The organism is Agrobacterium sp. SOY23, assembly GCF_027212525.1.
Taxonomy (GTDB): domain Bacteria; phylum Pseudomonadota; class Alphaproteobacteria; order Rhizobiales; family Rhizobiaceae; genus Agrobacterium; species Agrobacterium tumefaciens_I.
In genome coordinates, this window is sequence record NZ_JAPWDT010000007.1 from 146979 (window position 1) to 171990 (window position 25012).

Below are 25012 nucleotides of genomic sequence, written 5' to 3' on the forward strand. Positions count from 1 at the left end.
TCAGTGCGACAGGAACATATATTGATTTTTCGCGGCGTAATTCCCGCCTGCCCATAACTGAAAGGCTCCACGGTCGTCGCATCGAGCGATCGCTTCACGGTATTTTGCCCGGGTGTCCAGAAGTTTAGATTTGTATAAATACCGTGCAGGCATTGTGGCATGTTGCTCCGATCCTTCTGGTATGCGAACGGTATCGCTCATGTATTAGTCTTTGAAAGCTGGCGGCGGCATCAGGATGACTGACGAAACTGCATATGACGATGTAATTCGGATCGACGAGATTGGTGCGCGATTGCAGGCCTATCGTATCGGTCACGGTCTGTCCCCGGAGGAAATGGCGAAACGTCTTGGTATTTCTCGCGCCGCCCTTTATCGCGCGGAAAAAGGGGAGATTCTCAAGATCGAGCTCCTCATCAGCATTACCAAGGTTCTGGGTGTTTCTATCCAGAGCCTCCTTGGCGTTGACATTGAATACATTGACACCGCTGGTTCCTTCTTTGAACGCATGCGTCAGCTCGAGGAGAAAAGCGAGCAAATCATTGGTTTCTTTGGTCCGATCTCTTATCTCCTGACATCCGAAGTGTACGACGAGATGCTTCAGGAGGTCTTTCTCGATACAGCTCCCATGGATGACGCAACCGAAGATGCGATCCGCCGGTTGATCGATACGTTAAAGGGACGGAAGAAAAACTACCGATTGCGCCGGCCCTTGCTCGTAAGCCTGATTGCCTCTTCAGATCTCGAACGTTTTCTCCTCCATGGTCTGGTTGGTCGCCAGGATTTGCCGGAAGATGTTCAGAGGCGCCGCCGTGTCATGGCATGCCGGGAAGTACGCCACATAAGCAGCCTGTTTCGAAAGCAGCCACTGGGTGTCCAACTGGGTATCCTTCCGCAATCGGTCCCTTCCACAAGCTTCCAGATTTTTCGTCAGGCCGATCACTCGGTGCTGGCCATCAGTCCGTTCCGTTTGGGAGAGCAGCCAAATATTCGCGTCGGCGTCGGTCTGATAACCAGCTCCCAGGATGGAGTGCGACTGCATGAGGATATCTCACGCCAGATGTGGGAGCAGGCACTGAAAGCGACTGAAGCTGCGAACTTCATTGATAGTTTGATAGCCAAATACGGTGTGGATGACGACCAGTAGGATCGAGTGAAACGTTGGGGTTTTCGGCGATGTCGGAACCGGGCAGTTTCCTGCGTCTTGCAACACGGGCGTTTGCTGGAGAAGATATCACCACTACCCTCCCTAAAGAGGATTTCTTCCCTGTTTGACAGAAAAAATTGACAACCCCCGATGTTCCAAGCCTTACCATGTCACTCCCTCAATGTGAGTAGATCTCCTGTCGCGTCATCAGGCGAAGCTTGCCCGGTGGACGCGCGGTAAATGTCCAGCGAAAAACTTGCCGAAGGTGCGAGATCCGCGGCGCTGAATGTGCGCGGGTCAACCAGAGGGAAGCCGCTATTTTTGTCGGTTCGGTAACTGTCATGGGACCGGAGCGCCACCCGCAGATATAAAAGACGACAATCCAGTTCGCGGCAGTTCCCGACGCTCCTTCCCCGTCATGCTGGAGGCGCAGGTGAGAAAACCGATCGATTTCAATTACGGCCGCTGTTCCAACTTCTTCCTCGATTTCCCGATGCAACGCGTCCCGAAATCGCTCTGCGTTGGTGCATTGCCCCCCAATCCCTTCGAGGAGGCCAATATTGTCGCGATACATCGGTCCCCTCTTGATGAGAACCGCTTGCCCTTGGTCGTTCAGAACAAGTCCTTCAACTGCAAAATTGGTTATACTCTTGTCGATGCCATGCCGTGAGCAGGCCACAACGAGTTCGCCAATATCCGCGGATTCCGGGGAGGATAAAGTGTGGGCATCAGCGCCCCGGCTCCTGCAGGAAGCGAGCTGAACGAGCGAAGTCGGCGATTGTCTCGCGAAGTTGATCTCGGTCGGGCCCTGCTGAAAGAATTGACCGGGACACTGTCGGAATTACGCGTGATGCACTCGACCCGAACATTTTATGCGCGTCCTGCATCGTTGCCCCTTGGGCACCAATACCTGGGGACAGAAAAAGGGATCGGGGCAGCGCGTCCAGAAGTGTCGCAGTTTCGGCTCCGCCCGTGGCGCCGACGACTGCGCCAACTGGCCCGATATCGGTCTCATTTTCCAGTGCGTCGTTCCAGTCCGTGACCGACGCCGCGACCTCATGGGTGACACTGCGCCCCTGCGTCAAGGCGGCTTGAATGGACGTGCCTTCCGGATTGGACGAACGGACCACCACAAATACGGCCGTCTCCGTTGAAGCCGCCTGCCGATATAGCGGCGATAGCGCCGAGGTTCCCAGATAGGGGCTGGCGGTGACCGCGTCGGCACCGAAGGCGCTTTCGGGCCCAAGCCAGGCTCTCGCATAGGCTTCCATGCTCGAACCAATGTCTCCGCGCTTCGCATCAGCAATAACCAGCAGGTCCCGCGACTTCGCGTCGCGTATGAAACGAGAAAGCACTTGCATGCCTTCGGGGCCAAAGGATTCGAAGAACGCGACCTGGGGTTTCACGATACCAGCCAACCCGTCAAGCGCATCAAGAAGGACGCGACAGAGCTGGGCTGCGCCCTTTGCATCGGGCGCAAACCCCCAGGATTGAAGGACCGTGGTTGACGGGTCGAACCCGACACAGAGCGGCGACACGTTTTTGGCGGTCTGCATAAAACGCGAGGAAAAGCTGGTGGATGACATGAATACCCTTTGTCGTCATTTAGCATTAATAATGAGATTATTCTCATATATAGATAAAAGTTTCATAATGCAAAATATATCATTAAATATGAGACTCGTATCAAGAACAGTTTTTTGACCAAACTGATGTGGGTGCCGGCAGGCCAGACAGCGCTTCACTCTCAATGGATTTGCGCTGAAGTCGCCGGGAAGCGCACCCTTTGCCTGATTATTGATGCGATTAATCTCAATTTTGAGAATTTTGTTGACTGTTCAAGCGTTGAGGACGTATGTTCTGTTTTTGAACGCAGGAGTGCCCATGACACTTTATCGCCTTATCGCTCGACGCTGATCTGGGTTTCGGTCGCGCGATGCCGGTGTTTCCGTCTGCGTACTTTCCTCTCTGTCGATGCTTGCCTCAACAGCGGACTTGGCCGCTGGAGGGCCGCCCGTCTTTTCCCGGATTCACACATGTCAGCCAGTCTTTGTGCCTTTCCAGCTTCCGCTCCCCTTCCACCTCATCGATCCATTCATGAGGTTGAGACGATCATAAAACGACACGAACCGGTAAACGGCCAGTACCGCCTGATTGTCCTCTCGGCCCCCGATTCAGTGCTCGATTGCCGGTCGGGCCAGTTCTTTCACATTCTTTGCCCGCAGACGGATCAATTCCAGCCATTTTTCCGTCGACCGATGAGCATCTACTCGTATGACCTGGAAGAAGGAGAGCTAGCCTTCCTCTACAAGGTGGCTGGTGCAGGTACCCGTGCGCTGTCTGAACTGAAGGCAGGCGACACGCTCGATATCGTCGGCCCGATTGGCCAGGGTTTCGAATTAAAGGCTGAATGGCAACGGCCTCTTCTTCTGGCGCGGGGTGTAGGGCTGGCGACGCTTGCACCGCTTGCCAGGGAATGTGCGTACACGGGGCGGCGACTGACAGCTATTTGCAGTGCACGCTCTCCCGAGCTTCTTATGTCCACAGACCTGTTTCACGCCTATGGCGCGGAAGTCATCACCGTTACCGATCTGGAAAGCAATTCCGGTGTGGAGAGCCTGACACCGCTAATCGATAAGCTGGTCAAGAGCCACCAGGTCGATTCGTTCTTCACCTGCGGGTCGGCCCGCCTGATGCGCATGTTGCAGGACATCGCTACCAGACATGGTATCGGGGGGCAGGTTGCACTGGAGCAGCATATGGCGTGCGGCATTGGCATGTGCCAGGCCTGTGTAAGACCCTTCAAGCGTTCGGCAGAGGCAGTCAATCTCAGGGTCTGCCGTGAAGGCCCTGTCTTTGACCTCGATGAGGTGCTGTGATGACGGATATTTCCACGCGGATCGGAACTCTCTCGCTAAAAAACCCGATCATGCCGGCGTCCGGCACATTTTCCGAAGAATTGGCAGATGTTTTCGACCTGGACTGCATTGGTGCGCATGTGACCAAGACCATCACCCGTGAAAGACGTTCAGGCAACCCTGTGCCACGCGTTTGTGAGATCAGTGGTGCAATGCTGAACTCGATCGGGATACCAAGCAAGGGGGCGGACTGGTTTGTCAGGAACACAATTCCTTTCTACACGCAGTATGAGGCGCCTCTTGTCGTCAGCATATCTTCGGGAACGGCCGACGATTTTGCCCGGTTCGCCGAGGAGATCAGCATTCCAGGTGTCGACGCGATCGAGATCAACATTTCCTGTCCCAATATTGAAGATCATGGCAAGGCCTTCGCCATGCGCCCCGGTTCGACCGAAAACGTGATTCGGAAAATTCGTGACGCAACCGATCTGCCGCTCTGGGTAAAGCTGTCGCCTAATACAGGTGAAGTGGTGGAAGTGGCTCAGGCAGCCGAAGCGGCAGGTGCCGACGCACTCGTCGCGGCCAATACCATGCTCGCGATGGCCATTGACAGCCGCACCGGCGAGATCCGGCTTGGCAATGTTATGGGCGGCCTGTCCGGCCCGGCCATAAAACCAATCACGCTGCGCATGACATATCAATGCGCTAACGCGGTTTCCATCCCTGTAATCGGTTGCGGGGGTATCTCTACGGTTGATGACGTCATCGAATACCTGATGGCCGGCGCACGTGCCGTTCAGGTGGGCACCGCCACTTTTATCAGCCCCAATACCATGCCGCGTCTTGTTCGCGAGCTCGAAGCTGCGCTCATTGCCCGCGGCCTCGCCAGTGTGGATGCATTGATCGGCACTGCAAAACTTGCCAGAGAAACGATCGCTCTTGCGGAGTATATCTGATGCCTGCAACCCTTGCGAACATGGGCGAAATCAACGACCTGTCCGGCACGGCTGTCCATCTGTTCAGGCAGGTCGCCATGCAATCAGCCGATCTCGAAGGCGTCAGTCGACCCGCGTTCTCCGATATCGAAACCGGTACGCTGCAGTTCCTGATGGATTTTGCCCGTGCTGAAGGGCTGGCCGCTGTGTGGGATCAGGGCCGCAACGTCGTATTCTCGCTGCCCGAACATCAGACGGCCGATCGCTTTGTGTTGTGTGGTTCACATGTCGACAGCGTTCCTCGCGGAGGGAATTTCGACGGACTGGCCGGGGTTCTGTCAGGTATCATGTGCCTGGTTCGCGCCAAGCGGGAGGGCAACAGTTTCTCCCAGCCGGTAAAGGTCATTGCCATGCGCGGCGAGGAAAGCGCATGGTTTGGTCCCTGCTACGTGGGGTCCAAAGCCCTTCTTGGCGTCCTTTCACCGGAGGAACTTGCCGCAAGACATCGAGGTGATGGACGCACGCTGTCCAACCATATGGAAGCCCTGGGTATCGACATGGAGCCGATTTGCGCCGGCAGACCGATTATCGACGCGAAACGTGTGAGCGCCTATCTCGAGGTCCACATCGAGCAGGGGCCTGTTTTGGTCGAACGCAATCTGCCGACCGGGATCGTGTCGGGTATACGCGGCAATTTTCGTTACAGAAAAATCGCTTGTTACGGCGAGGCAGGTCATTCCGGGGCGGTTCCCCTCGCCTACAGACACGATCCGGTGCTCGCCATGGCGGAACTTCTCAACGTTCTCGATGCCGCCTGGCATGAATTTGTTGCCGCCGGCCGTGATCTCGTCATAACCAGTGGTATGGTTTCAACAGATCAACAGAAACATGCACTGACCCGGATCCCCGATTTTATAGAGTTCAGCCTGGATATTCGCAGCCAGGATAGCGAGATGCTTGACAGTATGCATTCGTTTGTTCTTGCCCAGATCGCTCGTATCGAGCGCGAGCGCGCGGTTCGTTTCGATACCGGTGAAGTTTTATGGACGAGTCCGGCGATCTGCGATGAGAAACTCATCGCTCACCTGGGGGAGGCCACCAGGGCGACAGGTTCACCCGTTTGCCTGCTTGCATCAGGTGGCGGCCATGATGCGGCGGTGTTCTCGGAAGCGGGAATTCCATCCGGTATGATCTTTATCCGCAATCGCAACGGATCACATAATCCGCAAGAAGCGATGGCAATCGAGGATTTCGACGTCGCAACGGACATTCTCTATCAGCTTCTGATCAACCCGATTGCATTACCTTCGAGGGAGCTCTCCCCTCGGGAAAGAGAAAAGGCGAAGAACCCCATGTTTAAAATGATTACCGATATCATCCGGGAAAAAGGCAACGGCTCTCGGGCTTATCACAGCGCCGCAACCGTGGCCCGGAAGGCCGCGCTGGCGGATCCCGAGCGGGCTGCTGGCTATTTCATTCTTGCGGTGGCAGCCCAGGAGTTCGCCGATCTGCATTATGGCGAGGCCACGCAGGCGGATGTTTTTGACCGCGAACTGGACCGCTTCCAGGACGCCGTAGACACACTTGATCAAGCATTTGGGGGCTCGGACGCAGACCAGAAGCTGAAGGCTATATCAATGATGGCAATACATTTTATTGCCGGGGAGCAAGGCCAACAGCTTTGAAAATGCCATCTCGCCTGTGCGCATTTGGGTGATCGGGGATTGCTCCAGGAGCTCATCGCCGCCTTTTCGTCCGGTATCTGGCGCGCTCGAATCCCGTGGATGTCTTGAGCAGGATGACAGGGTGTTTGATCAAATGAAACCTATCCATAAAACGGCAAAATGAAATCCGGCCGCAGAGGATAGTGCTGCCGGCCGCCATAACCTACCTCTTCTGGCATCAGCACGATGAGACGGGAGCAGCAAGCTGCTTCTCGCCTTGATGACATCGCGCAGGCCGAGAGACAGGATTGGAGATAGCCGTGATGAATGATGACAAACCGATAATCGTAATTGTCGGAGCGACGAGCAAGCAGGGCCGGAGCGTTGCGGCGACCCTGCTTCGAAGCAAGCGCTTCCGGGTTCGTGCATTGACCCGGAATGATGGATCTCCTGCAGCCGTTGCGCTCAGGGATATGGGGGCGGAGGTCATCAGGGTTCCTTCCGGCCGGACGAAAGAGCTTGTCGTCGCTTTCGAAGGCGCGGCAGGCGCTTTCCTGATGACGCCTCCCATCACACCACCCGACACAAGCGAAGCACCGCTCGGCCGGCAGCTCGCAGACGCTGCGGTGGCGGCAGGCGTGCAGCATATCGTGTTCAGCACGCTCGAGAACGTCGACAGGATTTCAGCCGGCACAAAATATGCGCCGCATTTCACGGACAAGGCCGAGGTTGCCGATTACATTCGCGGGCTACCCATTTCCCGTTCCTTCGTCATGCTCGCCTTCTTCTATACCAACCTCCTGGAATATTATGTTCCTCGTTATGAGGGCGATACGCTTCTCCTGCCCATCTACCTTCCGGAAGATTTCCGCGCACCTTTCGTCGACCCGTTGACGGCGACGGGTCCTGTTGTGCTGGAGATTTTCTCCAACCCCGCGCTCTATGACGGCAAGACACTCCCGATCGTCGGTGACCTGATCTCCCCGCGGGAGATCGTGGACACCTTTCAGCGGGTAACGGGTATCAGGGCCGAGTATCGCAATGCCTTCACACGCAATGGCCTGTTGCAAAATTTTCCGGATTTTGCTGACAACGAACTCCTGGTGGATGAGCTCCTGGGTATGGTCGAATACGCCGTCGAATACGGATATTATGCAAAGGAACGCGATCTCGATTGGAGCCGCAAGTTGAATCCGGAGACATTGAACTGGGAACAATTCCTGCGGACGACGGGATGGCGGGGAGACCGGCAGTCTTTCGGTATCTAGGTTTGATCGTGCCGTGGCCGGTATGGCCTAATCCCCGGAAGCTTCCGGATCTCTTCAACGAGAAAGTCGGTCAGCAGCCGCACGCGGGCAATGCCGGCCCTTTCGGGAACAACGAGAAGACTGACAGGGACAGGGTCGAGATCGTAGGCGTCAAGCACGGTTTCGAGCTTGCCGGCATCCAATAGATCCTGGACGAGCCAGAGGTGCGCCGGACCAAGGCCTCGGCCGGCAGCGAGAGCAGCCCGGGCGGCGAGCCCATGGTCGACAACCAGGGTGCCACTCGCCGGCACCATCAGGCGTACTCCATCCGAAGCAGTCAGAAAAAGCTGGTTGCTTCCCGCGACGTTGGACATCATCACGCAGTTGTGCTGTGAGAATTCGGCGGGACGTGCAGGGCGTCCGTGGCGAGTGAAGTAATCAGGTGAGCCCACAAGTCTTCGGTGACTTGCGCCGATCGGGAAAAGCTTCATTGCCCCATCAATGATCGGCCCCAGCCGAACCGCGATGTCGACACCCTTGCGGGCAAGATCAATTCGTTCATCCGTGAGATTGAGCTCTATACGGATATCAGGATGCTTGTCCTGGAACTCGAAGACCATCTGCGTGACATGCATGACGCCTAGTGCTGCAGTGCAGGAGAGGCGAACAGCGCCGGCGGGGACCCGACGGGCGTCTCTCGCTTCGTCCGTCGCCTGCTCTACCAGCCGCAAAATCTGGACGCAGTTCGTATAATAGCGGCTGCCCTCCTCGGTCAAAGTGACCCGACGCGTGGTTCGTCCAAGAAGAGGAACGCCAACAGTCTCTTCGAGCTCGTTGATATGCCGGGTTACCGTCGACTGCCCGATATCAAGATCTCTGGCCGTCGCTGACAGGCTGCCGCGCTCGGCCACACGGACAAAGGTTCGCATTCGCTCCAGGGAAAGGCCTCTGTCATCCATTTTTCGGCAAAATCCAGTTCTTGGCCTTTGTATTCCGCCCATCACTTTTTGGCTATAGGCCGCGTTGGACAAGCGCCGTCAGTCTGCGCCTTGCAAACCACGAAGACGGATCAGCTTCCAACTGTGCTGATCAACAGCAAGGCCGCACGTTCAGTCGTCTGGCCATGAGGATCTCGTCAAATGCGCCGCCGGCGTCCTCGTGGCCTTGAGGGATATTCCCGATTTCGGCGAAACCGGCATTTTTGTAAAACCGGATCGCTTGCTTACGGTCGGCACGTACCCCGAGCTCGATTTGTGCAATTCTTTTGCTCTGCGCATGGTGTATGACCGCATCCAGTAATTCGCCGGCAAGACCGGAACCGCGAAAGCTCTTGTTCACGTAGGCCATCATGAGCGTTGCCCGATGCATCATTTTCGGCGGCTTAAGTCGTTTCAGGGCCATCAGCGCGACTGGCCGGTCCTCCACAAAGGCGACGAAAATAGGAATGTTCATCCGAGCCTCCCATTCCGCGTCCGGGAGTTTCAGCCAGTCTCCGTAAATACTTGCAAAAGCCTGCGGCTCGCATCGCAGCGCCTCAAGACGAATCTGGCGAAACGCGTCCATTTCCGCCACTGAAATCTCTCGGATTTGCCATTTCGCTTGTGCCATGGTGGTGCCTCGGTTTGTGCCTCTGCTAGGCCCATTGCCATTCCGTCGACGCGGCGGTGATCTTTCCGCTTGTGATATGTCCGCACATCACCGGCCAGATCGGATCGGCCGTGAAGAAAGAAAGATCGCCTGCCGATGTTTCGAGCGATTGTTCACCGTATGCCGCCGCAACGGCGAGGCCGTGTCCTGTCTTCTCTGTTTCCAGCAATGGAAAGGCATTTGCGGGACGCAGAACGCGATGACCCCACATGCCGGCACGCCTGTCATTGCGTATAGCGGCCAGAAGGGCGCGATCATGCTCGACGTCCAGAGCGGTCGCGACGAGATAACGCATGAGCGGATGATATACGGTCTGCCGGCTGCCTCCGAGCAGCCGCACACCCGGAAGGATTGATGTCACGAGCGCCATCATGAGCAAGTTCGGGATCAACCGGTGTTGGCGCAGCGAAAGAGCAAGATTCTGAGGAGTGAACGGGATACTGATGCCGGAAGTGATTGAACCTGTAAGCACACCGTTGTCCAGCCGAAGGGGAACGATCCGGCCGCCCGCAAGACCCCAGAAAAAGTCAGTCGTTCGCCTTACCCAAGCGGCCCAGAGACCACCGTTCAGATCATCTATTGCGCAAAGGATTTTCTCCGCGACCAGATTATCGCCCGCGAAGCGTCTGGAGAGCCACGAATCCGGATCTTCGAAATGATCGGCAACGAGTTCTCCGATGTCGGTGTCATTGAACTGGAGCAGTTGTAGCGAAAGCGGGAAGAACTGCTTCCAGAGTGTCTGGTTGGCAGCAACGATCGCATCGCTTGCCGTCGGAAACACCGTTTCAGGCAAGTGGGTTTTGAGCCATTGAGCGGTGGGACTTACAGCAGACGGAATGTCGGCGTCGAGCTTGAATTCGTAAGGCCCGTTGTGGCCACAAAGACTGGTCGAGCCCATGCGCCTTCTCGACAGACCGAAGACGTTGACGAGATGACCGCTGTCGTCAAACCAGCCGGGCCCCTTGCCAGGCCTTTCAATAAACTTCACGGTCGAACAGCCGAAGTACATGTGCCACCGGCGTCTATGGGAACTTAACCCAAGCGCGCTGAACAGGTGTGTGTAAAAAGCCTCCGGGTCAACCATCAAAAAACAGTGTGGTCCACTTTGCATGACCGGCAACTCGGATATCTGCCTGGCAGCATCAAGCGCCTGGTCCTCGCTTGCTCCCGATCGCAGGGCCACGTTGCTGACGAGGGTCTGCAACCGGCCCATCGCGTCATTGCGGACGGAGCAGTTTCCTCGATCAACACGATCGTAGACCGCATGGGCGTAGTCGGAGAGTGGACGCGGCCAGAACGTTCCGAGTTCCGGAAACAAATGCGTCAGGGCTTGTCTGATCTGCCCGGAAGAAACACGAGATTTTCCGGGTTCTTCATGGTTATCAGCCATAAGTTCATCCCCCGCAGGACCGTGGCGGCCTCGTCTCGATAGGTGGTGTCGCTTGAGAGGGGCGCCACTGCCAATTGTCGGAAAGTGGTTCTCTGTCATCGTCAACTATGATCTGTGGCAAAGTCTCATGACAGAAGTCGTTAGGTATGGCCGGTTTCACCAGAGATGAGACGAAATCGATCATCGAGTGCCGGCAATTCGATGAAATGATCGTATAGAAATTGCCGCTGTTCCAGGTCACCACGCTGTAGCGAAAACACCGCTGAAGGGCTGCCCTGGTCGTTGCCATATCTACTTGGAAATCGACCATGGTATTGAGGACCTCACGTCTTTTCTCCGCGATCTGGGCAGGTGAAAAAAAACGCGATTTGAACATCTCGTCCTTCTGGCGCTCACGCTCTGCGTAGACCAATGGATCAGGATGAAGAAGTTTCTGGACCTGCACCAGCACGCCGGTCGACCGTACCGAGCGAGCGACAAATCTCGTCTGCCTGTCACGGTCGGTCCCATACATCTGGAACGTGGTATCTTCCATGAGCACGTCGAACCCGTGGCGAAAGGGCTCAAGATCCTGATCGGTCGAGTAACGTTCCTCGTTAAGCTCGAAGAATGCGCCGTCGAAGAAATTCGCATGCTCGCTGCCGCGCTTCTCATAGAAGCATACGCGGTTTGCGACCGTTGGACTGCAACTGAGGGTCTTGATGCGTCCGTCGCCGAGTTTCGCCAGGGAACGCGAAAGACTGCCCGCGCCAGCGCCCAGGGTGTACAAGGTGGCCGCCCGGTTTTCTCGTGCCCAGGCCCTCAGGCAAAACCGGAACGCCGCAGCCGCGAGACGGCACTCCTCCTCCAGCCGGAAAGGAATGCTCGCAAAGTAATGATGCTCGAACTTGCCCCAAAGTCGCCGGTGGGTGTCTGCATAGATGAGGCAATCGAGATCAAATTGCAGCAGATCGTATTCAGCGGCGGGCGCACCATAATCAGGCGCACCCTCCTGACCGCTCGCTGTCCTTTCGAAAAAGTCGGCAAATTCGTTTAGTCGAGGGGCACGTCGCCACGCGTCGATTACCTTGTCATCCATCGCTGCCTGTCCTCGCTGTTGCCGAAATGACATGCGCTACCGCTTGGCCGGACGCGGCAACTGGTGTCGCCGCGGTCAAGACCCACAGTCGTTGTTCAGCGAAAATGCCGTGGAGAATGATGAGGGTACAATCTGCCAGTTTCACCAGATTGACGAACTGCCGGAGCAAACGATTGGTCGTCCCGACGCGTCGTTGAAGACTGCATCACGCGTCTGCCTCATTGGCGAAGTCACAGGGAGTGTGAAAAAACGGACAGCTATGTTCAAACCTCGATCAGCTCAAGGATGCTTGCTCGAGCAATCGCCTGATAAATTGTGGTTGCGTCCAGCTTTCGTTTCGCCGAAGCAAGGTAGAGCCGAACCGCGCTCTCGGACAGGTGCAGACGGTGGGCGATTCTCTTTGGCACGACACCTCCCGCAAGGAGCTGGAGACATTCCCGTTCCCGTCTGGAGAGAGCCCGGAAGTAATGGCTACGCGTCCCGGTGACCGCCATAAATCTCTCGTGCATGTAGTGTGACAGAAGCATCAGATCGTGTTTGGTCGATCGCCGAAGTTCTATCCAGTTCTCCACAGAGAGGTTTGATGTCACTGAGAAAAGGCTACGCTCTCCTGAGGGACCTCGTATCGGCATTGTGACGCCGTTACGGCCGATCCCCACCTCGAGAGCCTCGTGGAACAGCTCATGTACTCCGTCGGAAAATTCTGCGAGCGACGCCCAGTCGACTGGCTGAAATCCGGTTCTGTAAATCGCGACAACGGGGTCGATCCTGAAGTAGTTTCTCTCGAGATAACGCGACGTCCACTCACCCGGATATGTCGTGCAGAATGCCCATTGAGCTCGCTCCCCGACTGAAATTCCAACGGACAAGAATGTCATATGAGCAAATCCGTACAGGTCCCGGATTTTGCTGATTGCGCTTTCAATATCGCGCCTGCTATCGGCCCCAAGCAGCGTGGCAATGGATAACGAGAGCTTGGACATCCGAGTTTCAGCCATTTGCCGATGATTTCCGGGTGGCGCGAGTTGCCGTTGGATCGCGGCGCGCCCTCCGCTTCGATGAAAAAGGCAGTAAATGCCGAAACGTGCCGGTCGTGCAATTTGCGGAATTCGACAACTTGCGTAACGGAGAGCCTTGCTGCCGTCAGGGGGAATGTTATCGATCGGGCTTTTGATCGAACGGAAACACTCCGAACTTGCCGGACTTCGAAAGGATTGCAGACATCATTCTGTCTGCGAAAGACCTGTCAGGTCAAATCCTGGCAGAAGCCGGAGTCGTTTCGTCAATGCTCTGAACGGAGGTCGGGACGCGAAGGGTACCTGTCCTGGACAGAGTTACGAGTGAAAGCGATCATCCCTTGCGTGTCGCGCGCAACAAGTCACCCGGCTCGATACCGAGCGCATCCGAAATCTTGCCCAGAACCGTGACACTTGCGGATTTGTCAGCCCGTTCTATCGCACCGACATAACGGGCGCTTATCCCGGAAAGGTCCGCGAGTTCTTCCTGCGTCATTTGCCGCTCATGACGAATCCTACGCAGATTGATCGCCATGGTCTCCTTGAGATCCATGACATTAGCGGAACCTTAATCGGAACTATGGTTCTAGGAACGATAGTTCCGATTCGACATCCTGCATGGTATCTGTTGCATTACCGGTTTTGGAATCTGTGTTCCGCGGCGCTTCGACGGGGTGAATACGCGCCGAATAGATGAATTTACCAGTCTGATTTGTCACATGTCTCTGTTATATACGCTGCGGGAGAACGGGAGGGACGGTGAAATGTGTGAAAAAAGCGCGCTGAGCTACCAGTCGATGGACCGGTCCCAACTGGAACAACTGGCGATATCGGCAATCAGGGAGCATCGGGCGTTGCTCGCAGCTGATCAGATTATGTACGAAGAATGGACACGCGCGAGCGAGGATCCGTCAGTGCCAGCCTGCGTTACGCAGTCCTTGCAAGACGAATATCTGTCCCGGCAGCGAAAATCCGAGGCACAACAGGAGAAACTCTCGGATATAATCGACACGTTGGGTTTCGTCCCGACAGTGGCTGAGGAAGATTGATCGGCAGGTTTCAGATCAGCCCGCGATCTTTGGCATTTCCGATTAGTTGAGTCACCGTTCTGGCGTTGAGCTTTTCGCGTGCTGTGTCCAGATAGTGCTGAACTGTCCGGGCATTTATCCCCGTTAACATAGCCGTTTCGGGCGTGTTTCTTCCCTTCATGGCCCACACCACACACATGTGCTCCCGCGGTGACAGCATTCGCCGTGGCGCGACAATAGTTTTGCCCGCTACGATCTTCAGACTGTAGTGAACAGCCAGAACAGCCCGAATTGCGCTTTGGGAGTCGAACAACTCCGTCGAATCCGCTCTTCTTCTTGACGATGCCAGGGTCAGCATCATCATCGAGCCGAAACTTCCCTCGACAGGAATGGTCACGCCGCAACGGATTTTATGATCGATCGCCTCATCACGAAACCGTCGCAGCGGGGATGAGCCACTCGCTGGCCAGTCTTCGGCACTCCATGTAAAGGGTTCCCGGCGTCGTTTCGCCTCAGTGACGACGGGGTCTATACGGGCGTAGCCGCCGGCGAGATAAGTGTCTTGCCAGACCTCCGGATAGGAGTTGAACGTTCTGACCTCCAGACCTTCCGTCTGCAGATAAGCGAAGCGGTCGAAGCCGAGGGATTTCGCAAACATTTTGACCGCGTTTTTGACCATGTGTTCGTCAGGCGCGGCTTCCAGCATGTCAATAAGTGGGCGGAGACTTTCGTTCACGAGCTACTCCTGTCTTCTTACCCCACAGGCGGCGAACTGTGGCGCGGGATGAGAGTTGAATTGGCCTGCTATGCGCGCAGTGTTCAGACCACTTGGGGCGGGGACGTACGAACACGATCGTCCGCAGTGTATTGGTCGACTATCACCGCTCTTTGCCGAGATGGATCTGCGTATGCGCCGACTTGGTGCTCGAAATAGTACTTCAGGCCTGATTGAATGTTACACGTCTGCTCAACCTCGAGAAAGCGGCTATTGTTCATGGCCCGTTTATCTTTGCCGATACGCCGACGGAAACACGATATCTTGATCAACCAGCACATTGAACGTGTAGCCTGGCCGAATCCGGATCGTCGGTTGGACGTCGAGGCTTCTGGAGATGCTCTGCTCGGCAACGCGCCCAAAGCTCTCGGCGAAGTTTCGCCGCGCTGCATCGGACGCAGTGTCCTGCGTGGCAAGCGTCGAGCTCTGAGGGAGAGACAAGTCGATGCCCGCGCCGATGAGCGCGACAAGGGCGGCCGAGCCGAATGTCCGCAACAGGTGACGGTCGACCTTGTCGTCGAAGCCACCGTATCCTTCCGCATCAGTTCCAGCCATGCCGCCGATCTGCAAGGTCGATCCGTCAGGAAAGACAAGATCTGTCCATATAACCAAAAGTCGATCCTGACCGAACGATAGCTTTGAATCGTAGCGACCAAACAGTTTGGCGCCCTGGGGGATCAGGAGGCGATATCCAGTGGCGCTGTCATAGACATTTCGACTAACCTGCGCCGATATCCGCCCGGGAAGCTCGGAATTTAGGCCGGTTATGAGTGTGGCAGGAATGACTGAGCCGCGCTTCAATTCGTAGGGCGACATTTGCGGTATGACCCGGTTTGGCAAATATCCCGGATCCTTGATGTCCTGATTGAAAAAGCCCTCTTTCTTCGTTTGGCCATTCGGGTCGCCATTCTGCCCAAGCAGCCCCGACCCCATCGCCGCGGCGTAGAGGTCGGACCCACTGTTTGCCGTTGTGCTGGCCGGGCCTTCCCTGTCGGAAGTTCTGGTGTTTGGCGATGTTGTGGCGACATCGACTTTCAGAGGGGAATCCAGGGCCGTCGCCCGTGCCTGCACGCGTGCCATCCGCTGCCGTTGTGCTTCGCGGATATATTGCTCTTCCTGTTCTCTTTTCAGGCGTGCCCTCCATTCTTCCTCCGGCTCGAGCCGGGAGCGTGCTTCCTCACGCACCTCTCTGTGTTCGATGACTGGAGCTCGCCTTTCCTCCTTTTGGGGGGCGGCGGGCGCCGGTTGAAAAACTTCCTGATTTTCCGGCTCTCCGATAATGCCGTCGGTTACGCCACGTTTAAGCTGATCACCGAAATTCGTCGCCGGCGGGCTTGATGCGCTGCCTGGATCATTGTCCCGGCTGAGCGAAAGTCCGCGCCAGGAGAGGCCGACGACGACAACACCCAGGAACAGGATGACGATCATGATGGAGACTACAATCGGCATGCGATTGAGCCGACGCATCCCCTGTTGGCCATCCGAACCCGCGGAAGTTCCAAGTTGCAGTGACTGAACCATTGCTACACCTTTTCAGTTTCGCTGCATGACGGACAATGGGCTGGAAGCCGTTGCGCCTGCGCCGGTGACATTATAGGCGCGGCCGAGTGCGATAGAGGGTGTTGCGAGATAGGCAAGGAACTGGCCGTCGAAGCTATGCAGCGAATAGGAAATCTCGACAGGCTTCTGATTTTTTGCCTCCTTCTCATCCGTGATGACGGTATAGCCCCAGCCTCTAAACGCCGCCTCGAGCGCGCTCGCATACTCTGTCGCGTCCTTCTGCATCTTGATCGACCTTGTTCCGGCCGGACCGATCTGCTCCGCAAGGCGGCTTGTCATGTCACCGGCAATCGCGGATGCGGCGGGCCCTGCCACGCTGGTGGCCATGGAGGTCGCAGACAGTGCGCCATCCGTGCCTTGGCAACCGGAAAGCATGGCGATCGGGATGAAGGTGAAAAGCATCCGCATGGTTCACGCTTCCCGCCGGATGGTAATCTTTTGCTGGCGCCAGCCAACGCCTGACACAAGGGTCGCTTTGTCGACCGCATAGTCGACGATCATCATGTCATTCTTCATCCGATAGTTGACGATACGGTTCTGGCCTCCGCTCACGACGAAGAGAACCGGCGCATCCTGTCCGGATATCTCCTTCGGGAACTGAATGTAGGTCTTCATTCCATCGGAATAGACACGCTTCGGCTTCCAGGACGCGCTTCCGCTCACAGAGTAGGAGAAGTTCAGCCTGTCGGCTGCCGTTCCCGCGACACCTCCCGCCTCAAGCCTCGCGTTGATATCGGCAAGCTTCATCGATGTCTCTTCCGGATACTCGAAACCGATACGGGCCATGTACTGGCTTGGGTGAGACTTCAGCTGGATATGGTAGGTTCGCCGCGAAGTCGTCACGATCATCGAGGTGACGAGGCCGGGTTCTGATGGTTTGACAATAAGGTGGATAGCCTGTCCGCCGGCGGCGCCAGATGTCGCCGGCTCCACCTTCCACCGGACTGTGTCGCCTACAAGCACATCTCTGACGACCTCGCCACCCTGCAGTTCGATATCGCAGACCTGAAGGGGTGAGCACACCACGGAAGGCTGCGTCTCACCGAACAGAAAGATGACTTTGCCGTCCGGCCCTGTCGTAACCAGCCCAGCGGCGCCTCGCCATTTTTGCGAGATGCCGGTCCCCTTGAGTTCCTTCGAGGTCATGCTCTGTGCAATCGCGCTGTGCGTCAGGACGATTCCAGCCACGCAGCCGGCGGCCGCGATCAACCCGGTTCTGTGCATCTTGTTTTCCCCTGCTCTCAAAGCTGTGCGGTCCAGTCGAAATCCTGGATATAGAGACCGATCGGATTGAGGCGAATGATCGCCTCGTCCTGTGGAGCAGTCAGCGCGACCGTTGCGATGCCGCGGAACCGGCGTGTGCCGGTTTCCTTGCCCTTGCGATCGCGCTCATATTCTGTCCAGTCGATCTGATAGGTCTGGTTGGAGAGCGCCACGATGTTGTTGACCTCGATGGCGACCGTCGACATCTTCGCCCGCTCGAAGGGCGAGTTTCCCCTGAACCAGGCATTGATCTTCTGCGTTGATGGATCCGGAGCGCGCAGCAGTGCGTAGGTCCGATCGATATACTGCTTTTGAACGACCGCATCGGGCGTGATCGATCGGAAGCTTGCCACGAAGCTGCCAAGCGTTGCCCGGACCACCCTTGCGTCCGCATACTCGATCTGTTGCGGAAAACCTGCGGTAACCGAGGTTCCCAGCTTGTCCACCTCGACAATGTAGGGAACGAGTTTCACCTGCGTACTCAGGTACATGGCATAACTGAAACTGATCATCGCAATGGTCAGGCCGATGATACCGACAATCCGCCATGCCCGTGCGGCCTGGACATAGGATCCATATCTCTCCGTCCATTCCTGTCGCGCGGCAAGATATGGATTTTCACCGGCACGATTTACGGCCATTCGGATTTCCTTCTCGATTTATGATTGGTCTTTGCGTTCCGGAGGTATTGGCTTGCCGCTTTGGCTGCCGTCGAGCTTTGCGTTGGCGAGACCAAGAAGAGACCCGGCATAGGCGCCTGGTGATCCGATCGCCTTTTCCTTCGCGGCAGATCCCGCCGCCCTTGCGCCTGATCCGATTGCCGTTCCAATACCGCGCAGCGCGGCGCCCGCTGTCGATGATCCTGCCGAGCGTGCTGACTGTGCCGCAGCACTCCCTGCCCTGGCGGCGCCAGCAGCAAGCATGGCTGCTCCGGCTGTAAACGATGCAGCCTGCCCGCCATGGCGAATGGTCTCCATTCCAACGGTGACCGATGCCCCCTGAACAACGCCCTGGATGATGCCTGGAACATACATCGCGATGATGAAGACGACGACGGCTATCCCTGCGATTGCAAGGGCAGTCTGGAATTGATCGCCGACATCGGGGCGGTTCGACAGACCGATAAGCACTTCCGAACCTATGCGGGAAATCATCACCAGGGCCATGAGCTTCATGCCAACCGAAAAGGCATAGACCAGGTATCGGACCGCAAAGTCCTTGGTGAAGGACGACCCGCCAAGTCCCAGCATAATCATTCCTGCAAGCAGGCCCAGGTACATCTCGGCCATGACGGAGACAAAAATTGCCGCGACCAGTGAGAATGCGATAACTGTGACGACCATCGCGAAAGCTGCTGATATTGCCAGCGCGTTGTCTTCGAACAGGCCAAACTGGACCTTCTCCGACATTTTCGTTGCGACGGTGAGACCAGCATTGAAGACGTCTGCGGGTGAAGCGGTTCCGCTGCCAGCACCGATCTGGAACAAACTGTCTACGACCGCCTTCGCGAAGGTCGGCCCCTCAGCCAGGACGAAGGCAAAGAAACCCACGAAGATGATCCGCCGGACGAGTTCGGCGAACCAGCTGTCGAGAGATGCCGCCTGCAGGGCAAGCCACACTGCGGCGATTGCGATTTCAATGGTCGCGAGAATCCAGAATAGGGATCTCGCTGCATTCATCACGGTGCTTTCCCACCCTTTTGCGGCCGCGGTCATCTCTGCCTGCAATGCAGAGAGGACGGAGCCGTCCTGTGCGAGGGTGGGTCCAATCGACATCACGAAAATTCCCGCGGTAATTGCCAGAAACCTTGTTCTATTAAGATCCGGCGTCATCGGCTCACCACTCGATCTTCATTTTTTCGCCACCGGATGCTGGAGGCGCGATTGATCTGAAAAACTCCTCCCGCCGCTTCTGCGCCAGGTCCTTGTCGGTTTGTTCCGACTGAAGCCAGGTGCCCATCATCGTCATTTGTTGCGAAACCAGGCCGCGGAGCTTTTGTATCTGGGCAACCTGCTGGGCGGCTATCTGGTGGCCGACCTGAAGCGCCTTCATCTGCCCGTCTGCCGTTTCCGACATCCCGCGCAGTGAGTTCATCGTGCCTTCTTCGCTGTCAAACTGATCCGCCGTCAGGCTCGCGGCTTTCAGCGTGCTGGCGATCGTGTCGCGGTTCGTATCCGACCAACTCTGATAGCTTGAGGAGAAGCTTTTCGCATTTGGCAAGTTCGCCTCAAGGTCAGCATAGCTTTTGAACCGTTGCTGGAGAACGTCGCCAGCATTACCCATCGAGAAAGAAATGCTTTGGCCCTGATCGACGACATTCCGGAGGCGGTTGAGGTCATTTTCGACCTGCCCCCATATGTGATCGGGAAGCCGGGCCGTGTTCTGGATCATGTTTTCGTAGATCCTCAGCTGGTTCTGGATCTGCTCCGCCAGTTGACTTATCTGGGTGATCTGATTGTCGACCTGAATACCGGAACTCTTCAGGAGGTCGATAAGCTGCGCATTGTTTGCGAGCTGGGTCCATTCCGTGGCGGCTCCCGTCGCCGAGCCAGCCCGGGCCGTGGGTGTTGCTCCGAAAACCAGGGCGCCGGTCATCAGGCTGGCGACCAGTCTACGTGAAGCTGGATAGCGATACGGCATCGTGGACTCCTCTCATTTCAAGCCATTGGATCGGCCAGCTTTCACCATGTGCTGCCTTCAGTGTGCGAATGCGCTTCAGGTCCTCTTTTCCGGAGACGCCTACGAAGCTGAGCGCGACGGGCCCGGGCGACATGTCGAATAACCGTCGGCCATCGGGCGTCGCGACGTAATAGTCGCGTTTCGGGATGGCGCTCGACACGATCTCGATCTGGCGTTCGTTGAAGCCGATCCGCTCGTAGAACTCCCGAGCGCCCGGCTCGCGAGCAGCGCCATTCGGCAAGCAGATTTTTGTCGGGCAGGATTCCTTAAGCACGTCGATGATGCCGGAACGCTCCGCGTCGGATATTGACTGGGTCGCCAGCACGACGGCGCAATTGGCCTTGCGCAGGACCTTGAGCCATTCACGAATCTTGGCTCGGAAAACCGGATGACCCAGCATCAGCCAGGCCTCATCCAGAAGGATAAGGCCGGGTGAGCCATCCAGCCGCTTTTCGATCCGGCGAAACAGGTAGGTCAGGACCGGCACGAGATTTCGTTCTCCAAGATTCATCAGATGCTCGATCTCGAAGCACTGGAATGTTCCGAGGGTCAGGCCGTCCGCTTCAGCGTCGAGCAGCTGGCCCATAGGCCCATCGACGGTGTAGTGGTGGAGCGCCTCCTTGATCTCACGCATCTGGACGCCGCTGACGAAGTCCGAGAGTGATCGGCCAGGTGCTGTCGCCATCAAGCCAACTTGCCGTGAGATTGCGTTGCGGTGGTCGGGCGTGATCGTCACACCCTGCAGCGCGACAAGCATTTCGATCCACTCGCTTGCCCATGCGCGATCTCCTTCGGTTGAAAGATCAAACAGCGGACAAAACGATAACGCCCTCCCCTCTTCCCCTTGATCGCCACCGATCTCGTAGTGGTCGCCGCCAGCGGCCAGTGTCAGGGGCAGAAGAGAGTTGCCTTTGTCGAACGCAAAGATCCGGGCGAACTCGTAGCGCCTGAACTGTGCCGCGATCAGCGCCAGAAGCGTGGATTTACCTGAACCGGTCGGTCCGAAAATCAGCGTATGCCCAACGTCACCGACATGAAGGTTCAAACGGAAGGGACTGGAGCCGCTGGCGACCTGCATCAGAGGTGGAGAATTTGCGGGATAAAACGGGCAAGGGGCGACCGGATTGCCCGACCAGACCGAGTTGAGCGGGATGAGATCGGCCAGATTGTTCGTGTTGATCAACGGTTCGCGGATATTGGCATACCAGTTGCCTGGAAGGGTTCCGAGAAACGCGTCCGTGGCGTTCAATGTCTCGATCCTGGCGCCAAAACCCTCCGCCTGAATGAGCCTGCGGATTGTCTCGGCCTTTTCCCGTAATGCCTCGCGATCCTCATCAAAGAGGATAATGGCCGGTGTGTAGTAGCCATAGGCAACCATTTGCGACGACGCCTGTGCGATTGCATCTTCAGTTTCCGCGACCATCGTCATGGCGTCCTGGTCGATGGATCGGCTCTGCGTCTGGAACAACTGGTCAAAGAACGGCCGCACCTTCTGCTGCCACTTCTTGCGGGTTCGCTCCAGCTTCTGTCGTGCCTCCTCGGCATCCATGAAGATGAAGCGGGAAGACCATCGGTAGGTCAACGGCATCAGGTCGAGGTTGTTCAAAATACCCGGCCAGCTCTCGGCAGGCAGGCCATCGATCGCCACGACACCGAGGAACCGGCTTTCGATTTTCGGTGTCAGCCCGTGTTCGAGTTCAGCCGTGGCGATCCAGTCCAGATACATCGGCACGGCGGGAAGCCGGATCGGATGGTTTTCGCCAGTGATGCAGAAACGAACAAATTGCAGAAGCTCGTCATAACGAGCCGTGCGTTCCCCGCCCCGTTCGGCGACTTCACGTGTTTCCATCCGCAAGATCGAGATGGTGTTTGCGAGATATTGCTCGATCTCCCGGACTGAATTCTTGAACAGTAAAAGCACGGTTTCCGCATAGGACTTCTTCCGGCTTTCCTCGTCGGAATAAATATACTTGCTGAGCGCCGTCTTCCTGGATTCGGGAGGCCGGTACGTCATGACAAGTGCATGCTTGCTCTCAAAATGCCCCTGTTCGCGTTCGAAGTGCGCGCGCCGCTCTGCATCTATCGCCCGTGTGACCGGATCAGGGAAAAAGCAACGATCCTCGGACGGATACTCGATCACCGGAATCCTGATTGCCTCGACATGGATCATCCAGCCGCTGCCAAGCCGCGACAGGATCGCGTTGATCTGTCGCGAGAGTTCGTTGCGCTCGACATCGGTCGCGCTTTCTGCGTCGGGGCCGGCAAAATACCACCCCGCCATCAGGCTTCCGTCCTTGAGCAGAAGGATGCCGTTGTCCACCAGGCCAGCATAGGGAACGAGATCCGCGAAGGATGGGCCGGTGTTTCGGAAACGTTTGAGTGTTGCCATCGCCGCCGCCTCAATACTTCCGCCACGGTGACGTGGTCGGCCTGTAATAGGGCCTGTAGGACACGTGGCGCACATAGACCTGGCGCATGAGCGGATCGGCCTTCGCCATCATGCGCAGGACGCCGATCACAACAATCCAGATGGCAGCACCAACGAGGGCCGAATAGACCGTCAGAACGACGAATATCAGTATAGTTGCCGCGAGCCCGGTGATGAGAACCAGTTCCCGGTCAGCACCCATGAGAAGGTTCGGGCGTGATATCGCCCGGTGGATCCGGTTGCGGTGCAGCCCTGACAGATTGTCAGCCATTTCCTCCCTCCCCCGGCTTCAGGTACTTAAGAGTGGAAATCAGTTCTTGCGGCTCTCCGATCGATGCACCCGTTGCACCGAAGAGACCAACGATTGTCGTGGCACCAAGAAGAATGCCGGCGACCAGCACGACATACACAAGGCGACGCGCAAAATCGTTGAGTTCGCCGCCAAAGATCAGCATGCCGCCGGCGATCGCGACCGCAGCAAGGGCAATGTAGCCGGCAACGGGGCCGGTGATCGATTCCTGTATCTGCTCGAGCGGTCCTTCCCATGGCAGGCTGCCACCGGAACTGGCAAATGCCGGTGTGACCAGGGCAAGGAGGATCGGGGCGGCGATGAGGGTGTTTTTACGCCACATTGCGTGCCTCCTGCTCTTCCGTGGGTTGATCAGCCTGAATTTCGTAGTCGCCGTTGGCAAAACGCTCGACATTGATCACGTCCCGAACCCGGCGACCACGTGAGGTTCGCTCGATCGACACGATGAGATCGACAGCGTCACCAATCACGTCATGCATCGGCTGTTGGCTGACTTCTGCGGTCAACTGCTCAAAACGTCTCAGGGCAGAGGTTGCGGTATTGGCGTGAACTGTCGCTACACCGCCAGGATGCCCCGTGTTCCATGCCTTAAGCAGGGTTAAAGCGGCTCCGTCACGGACCTCACCGACGATGATACGATCCGGTCGCAGCCGCATCGTGCTTTTTAACAAGCGGCCCATATCGACCGTGTCACTTGTGTGGAGGAAAACAATGTTGTTGCCGACACACTGGATTTCGGCGGTATCTTCAAGGATAACCAGTCGATCATCTGGCGCGCGGTTGACGATTTCGCCAATGACCGCGTTGGCAAGTGTCGTCTTTCCCGAGCCCGTTCCGCCGGATATGACGATGTTCAGGCGTGAGCTGATCGCGCTCCGGATCTTGCCGACCTGAGCCTCGGTCATGACGCCATTACGCACGTATTCTTCGAGTGGTATGAGGCGTGACGCCCGGCGGCGGATCGAAAAGGCCGGTCTTGATACGACAGGAGGAAGCAGGCCCTCAAATCGATGGCCGCCAATCGGTAACTCTCCGGAAATGATTGGTTGGTCTGTATCGACTTCCGACCGAAGCGCGTGAGCGACGGTGCCGATCACCATTTCAGCGGCAGCCGATGACATTTCCCCGGCCGCCGTGATGCCTTGGCCGACATTTTCAATGAAGAGCCTGCCGTCTGGATTGAGCATAATTTCGGCGACTGTGCTGTCGTCAAGTGCGGAGCAAAGCCGATCGCCGAGCGCCTCCTGGAGTTTTCTGACGAGCCTTGAATGGGAAGGGAGCTGGGTCACAGTCTGCTCCTTAGGCAGGTTGACAGTGGGTGAAGGCAATCATCGACTGATAGTTTTTGGGCCGAAGCCTCGCGAAGATGGCAGGGTCTGCAGGAAGGGTGCCCGCTACTGCGGTCGTGCTCCCGATTTTCCTGGGAGGCCCAATGCGTTGCAGCGGCCAGTCAACGCGAGACAATATCCGTTCGAACCGGAGATCAGTGACTGTTACGATCTCCGTGTAGCCATTGGCGATCGACCATTCGATGATCCCCGCAAACATCGTGAGCGTCGCTTCGTGAATTGCATTCGATCCCCGGCCCGCCTCCACGGAGGTATCGACGCAGAAACGCGAACTCTCGATCATTGCGTCGTGGGAGCGGAGCTTTCCGTCAGGAAGAAGCGATGAGAAGACGTTGGCAATCATTGTAGGACCGGCTGCCGGAAGCAGGCGCGCGCAACCGATCACGCGGTCGTTGTCTGTGACGGCAAGAATGTATATCGGCCGGAGGTCGTCGAAATGATCTCTTTCCTGCCCGCCACGGACGTCGACTTCCCATCCCAGGCGTCCTGAAAAGACTTCCGCTCTGAGCTTGTGCTGCTCCGATAGCAGCTTCCTTTCGGCCTCATTCCGAGGTGTCGCAACCGCTGTAATATACATGAAATTCCCCGTTTTTGATGTTAGCGGGAAATCAGCACATCTCGGAACCGGGCGGCAGTTGATG

Annotated in this window: 26 protein-coding genes; 6 read left to right on the top strand and 20 right to left on the bottom strand. The window is 56.8% G+C overall.

Annotation, left to right across the window (positions count from 1 at the left end; all coding sequences use genetic code 11):
* The first annotated feature begins 235 nt into the window (after positions 1-235).
* Positions 236-1144: a helix-turn-helix domain-containing protein gene (locus tag O3S81_RS19960; protein ID WP_269345988.1), complete on the top strand. Its 909-nt coding sequence runs from the start codon at positions 236-238 to the stop codon at positions 1142-1144.
* Between the two features lie 178 nt (positions 1145-1322).
* Here the strand turns inward: O3S81_RS19960 and O3S81_RS26660 are convergent, their stop codons facing one another.
* Complete coding sequence (locus tag O3S81_RS26660; RefSeq protein WP_442864957.1) at positions 1323-1718, bottom strand: NUDIX hydrolase; 396 nt, start codon at positions 1716-1718, stop codon at positions 1323-1325.
* A 154-nt stretch (positions 1719-1872) separates the two neighbouring features.
* Positions 1873-2730 (bottom strand): orotidine-5'-phosphate decarboxylase, encoded by an 858-nt coding sequence (pyrF, locus tag O3S81_RS19970; protein WP_269345992.1) that lies wholly within the window; start codon positions 2728-2730, stop codon positions 1873-1875.
* Positions 2731-2844: 114 nt separating this feature from the next.
* Here pyrF and O3S81_RS19975 point away from each other — a divergent pair, with 114 nt between their 5' ends.
* The 4 genes from O3S81_RS19975 (at position 2845) to O3S81_RS19990 (ending at position 7869) form a co-directional block, all read left to right on the top strand.
* Entirely contained in the window at positions 2845-4023 is a 1179-nt protein-coding gene (locus O3S81_RS19975) for a dihydroorotate dehydrogenase electron transfer subunit (RefSeq protein WP_269345994.1), read from the top strand.
* The gene (locus O3S81_RS19980; protein WP_269345995.1) at positions 4023-4958 is read left to right on the top strand and encodes a dihydroorotate dehydrogenase; all 936 of its coding nucleotides are present in this window, start codon (positions 4023-4025) and stop codon (positions 4956-4958) included. The genes O3S81_RS19975 and O3S81_RS19980 overlap by 1 nt, the downstream gene beginning before the upstream one ends.
* Complete coding sequence (locus O3S81_RS19985) at positions 4958-6622, top strand: Zn-dependent hydrolase (protein ID WP_269345997.1); 1665 nt, start codon at positions 4958-4960, stop codon at positions 6620-6622. The genes O3S81_RS19980 and O3S81_RS19985 overlap by 1 nt, the downstream gene beginning before the upstream one ends.
* A 302-nt stretch (positions 6623-6924) precedes the next feature.
* On the top strand, positions 6925-7869 hold the full coding sequence (locus O3S81_RS19990; RefSeq protein ID WP_442864958.1) for an NmrA/HSCARG family protein: 945 nt from the start codon (positions 6925-6927) through the stop codon (positions 7867-7869).
* Here O3S81_RS19990 and O3S81_RS19995 read toward each other — a convergent pair.
* The 6 genes from O3S81_RS19995 to O3S81_RS20020 all read right to left on the bottom strand — a co-directional run bounded on the left by O3S81_RS19995 (position 7866) and on the right by O3S81_RS20020 (position 13532).
* Positions 7866-8807, bottom strand: a complete 942-nt coding sequence (locus tag O3S81_RS19995) for a LysR family transcriptional regulator (protein ID WP_269346001.1) — start codon at positions 8805-8807, stop codon at positions 7866-7868. The two genes, O3S81_RS19990 and O3S81_RS19995, sit on opposite strands and share 4 nt — an antisense overlap.
* 130 nt (positions 8808-8937) lie before the next feature.
* Positions 8938-9456, bottom strand: coding sequence for a GNAT family N-acetyltransferase (locus O3S81_RS20000; RefSeq protein WP_269346003.1), 519 nt, complete (start codon positions 9454-9456; stop codon positions 8938-8940).
* A gap of 25 nt (positions 9457-9481) precedes the next feature.
* Positions 9482-10885: a hypothetical protein gene (locus O3S81_RS20005; RefSeq protein WP_269346005.1), complete on the bottom strand. Its 1404-nt coding sequence runs from the start codon at positions 10883-10885 to the stop codon at positions 9482-9484.
* A gap of 4 nt (positions 10886-10889) precedes the next feature.
* Positions 10890-11963 (bottom strand): class I SAM-dependent methyltransferase, encoded by a 1074-nt coding sequence (locus O3S81_RS20010; RefSeq protein ID WP_269346006.1) that lies wholly within the window; start codon positions 11961-11963, stop codon positions 10890-10892.
* A 263-nt stretch (positions 11964-12226) separates the two neighbouring features.
* Entirely contained in the window at positions 12227-12961 is a 735-nt protein-coding gene (locus O3S81_RS20015) for a helix-turn-helix transcriptional regulator (protein WP_269346007.1), read from the bottom strand.
* 352 nt (positions 12962-13313) lie between these two features.
* On the bottom strand, positions 13314-13532 hold the full coding sequence (locus O3S81_RS20020) for a helix-turn-helix domain-containing protein (protein ID WP_269346008.1): 219 nt from the start codon (positions 13530-13532) through the stop codon (positions 13314-13316).
* Between the two features lie 211 nt (positions 13533-13743).
* Here O3S81_RS20020 and O3S81_RS20025 point away from each other — a divergent pair, with 211 nt between their 5' ends.
* Complete coding sequence (locus O3S81_RS20025) at positions 13744-14028, top strand: transcriptional repressor TraM (RefSeq protein ID WP_060723563.1); 285 nt, start codon at positions 13744-13746, stop codon at positions 14026-14028.
* 10 nt (positions 14029-14038) lie between these two features.
* Here the strand turns inward: O3S81_RS20025 and O3S81_RS20030 are convergent, their stop codons facing one another.
* From O3S81_RS20030 to traI, 12 genes are all read right to left on the bottom strand, one after another.
* A complete protein-coding gene (locus O3S81_RS20030; protein ID WP_269346013.1) occupies positions 14039-14743 on the bottom strand; it encodes an autoinducer binding domain-containing protein in 705 nt (234 codons plus the stop codon).
* Positions 14744-15010: 267 nt separating this feature from the next.
* Positions 15011-16303: an IncP-type conjugal transfer protein TrbI gene (gene trbI / locus O3S81_RS20035; protein ID WP_269346014.1), complete on the bottom strand. Its 1293-nt coding sequence runs from the start codon at positions 16301-16303 to the stop codon at positions 15011-15013.
* A gap of 12 nt (positions 16304-16315) precedes the next feature.
* Positions 16316-16750, bottom strand: coding sequence for a conjugal transfer protein TrbH (gene trbH, locus O3S81_RS20040; protein ID WP_269346015.1), 435 nt, complete (start codon positions 16748-16750; stop codon positions 16316-16318).
* Between the two features lie 3 nt (positions 16751-16753).
* The gene (gene trbG, locus O3S81_RS20045) at positions 16754-17566 is read right to left on the bottom strand and encodes a P-type conjugative transfer protein TrbG (protein WP_269346017.1); all 813 of its coding nucleotides are present in this window, start codon (positions 17564-17566) and stop codon (positions 16754-16756) included.
* Positions 17567-17583: 17 nt separating this feature from the next.
* Positions 17584-18246: a conjugal transfer protein TrbF gene (locus O3S81_RS20050; protein ID WP_269346019.1), complete on the bottom strand. Its 663-nt coding sequence runs from the start codon at positions 18244-18246 to the stop codon at positions 17584-17586.
* A gap of 18 nt (positions 18247-18264) precedes the next feature.
* Positions 18265-19437 carry a P-type conjugative transfer protein TrbL gene (gene trbL / locus O3S81_RS20055; protein ID WP_269346022.1) on the bottom strand — a complete coding sequence of 391 codons (1173 nt, stop codon included), beginning with the start codon at positions 19435-19437 and terminating at the stop codon, positions 18265-18267.
* Between the two features lie 4 nt (positions 19438-19441).
* A complete protein-coding gene (gene trbJ, locus O3S81_RS20060; protein ID WP_269346024.1) occupies positions 19442-20245 on the bottom strand; it encodes a P-type conjugative transfer protein TrbJ in 804 nt (267 codons plus the stop codon).
* Positions 20217-22673 carry a conjugal transfer protein TrbE gene (locus O3S81_RS20065; RefSeq protein WP_269346026.1) on the bottom strand — a complete coding sequence of 819 codons (2457 nt, stop codon included), beginning with the start codon at positions 22671-22673 and terminating at the stop codon, positions 20217-20219. Before O3S81_RS20065 ends, trbJ begins: the two co-directional genes overlap by 29 nt.
* A gap of 10 nt (positions 22674-22683) precedes the next feature.
* Positions 22684-22983, bottom strand: a complete 300-nt coding sequence (locus O3S81_RS20070) for a conjugal transfer protein TrbD (RefSeq protein WP_269346028.1) — start codon at positions 22981-22983, stop codon at positions 22684-22686.
* On the bottom strand, positions 22976-23344 hold the full coding sequence (locus O3S81_RS20075; RefSeq protein WP_269346030.1) for a TrbC/VirB2 family protein: 369 nt from the start codon (positions 23342-23344) through the stop codon (positions 22976-22978). The genes O3S81_RS20070 and O3S81_RS20075 overlap by 8 nt, the downstream gene beginning before the upstream one ends.
* Entirely contained in the window at positions 23334-24311 is a 978-nt protein-coding gene (gene trbB, locus O3S81_RS20080) for a P-type conjugative transfer ATPase TrbB (RefSeq protein WP_269346032.1), read from the bottom strand. Before trbB ends, O3S81_RS20075 begins: the two co-directional genes overlap by 11 nt.
* 10 nt (positions 24312-24321) lie before the next feature.
* Positions 24322-24948, bottom strand: coding sequence for an acyl-homoserine-lactone synthase TraI (traI, locus tag O3S81_RS20085; RefSeq protein WP_269346033.1), 627 nt, complete (start codon positions 24946-24948; stop codon positions 24322-24324).
* Between the last annotated feature and the right edge of the window lie 64 nt (positions 24949-25012).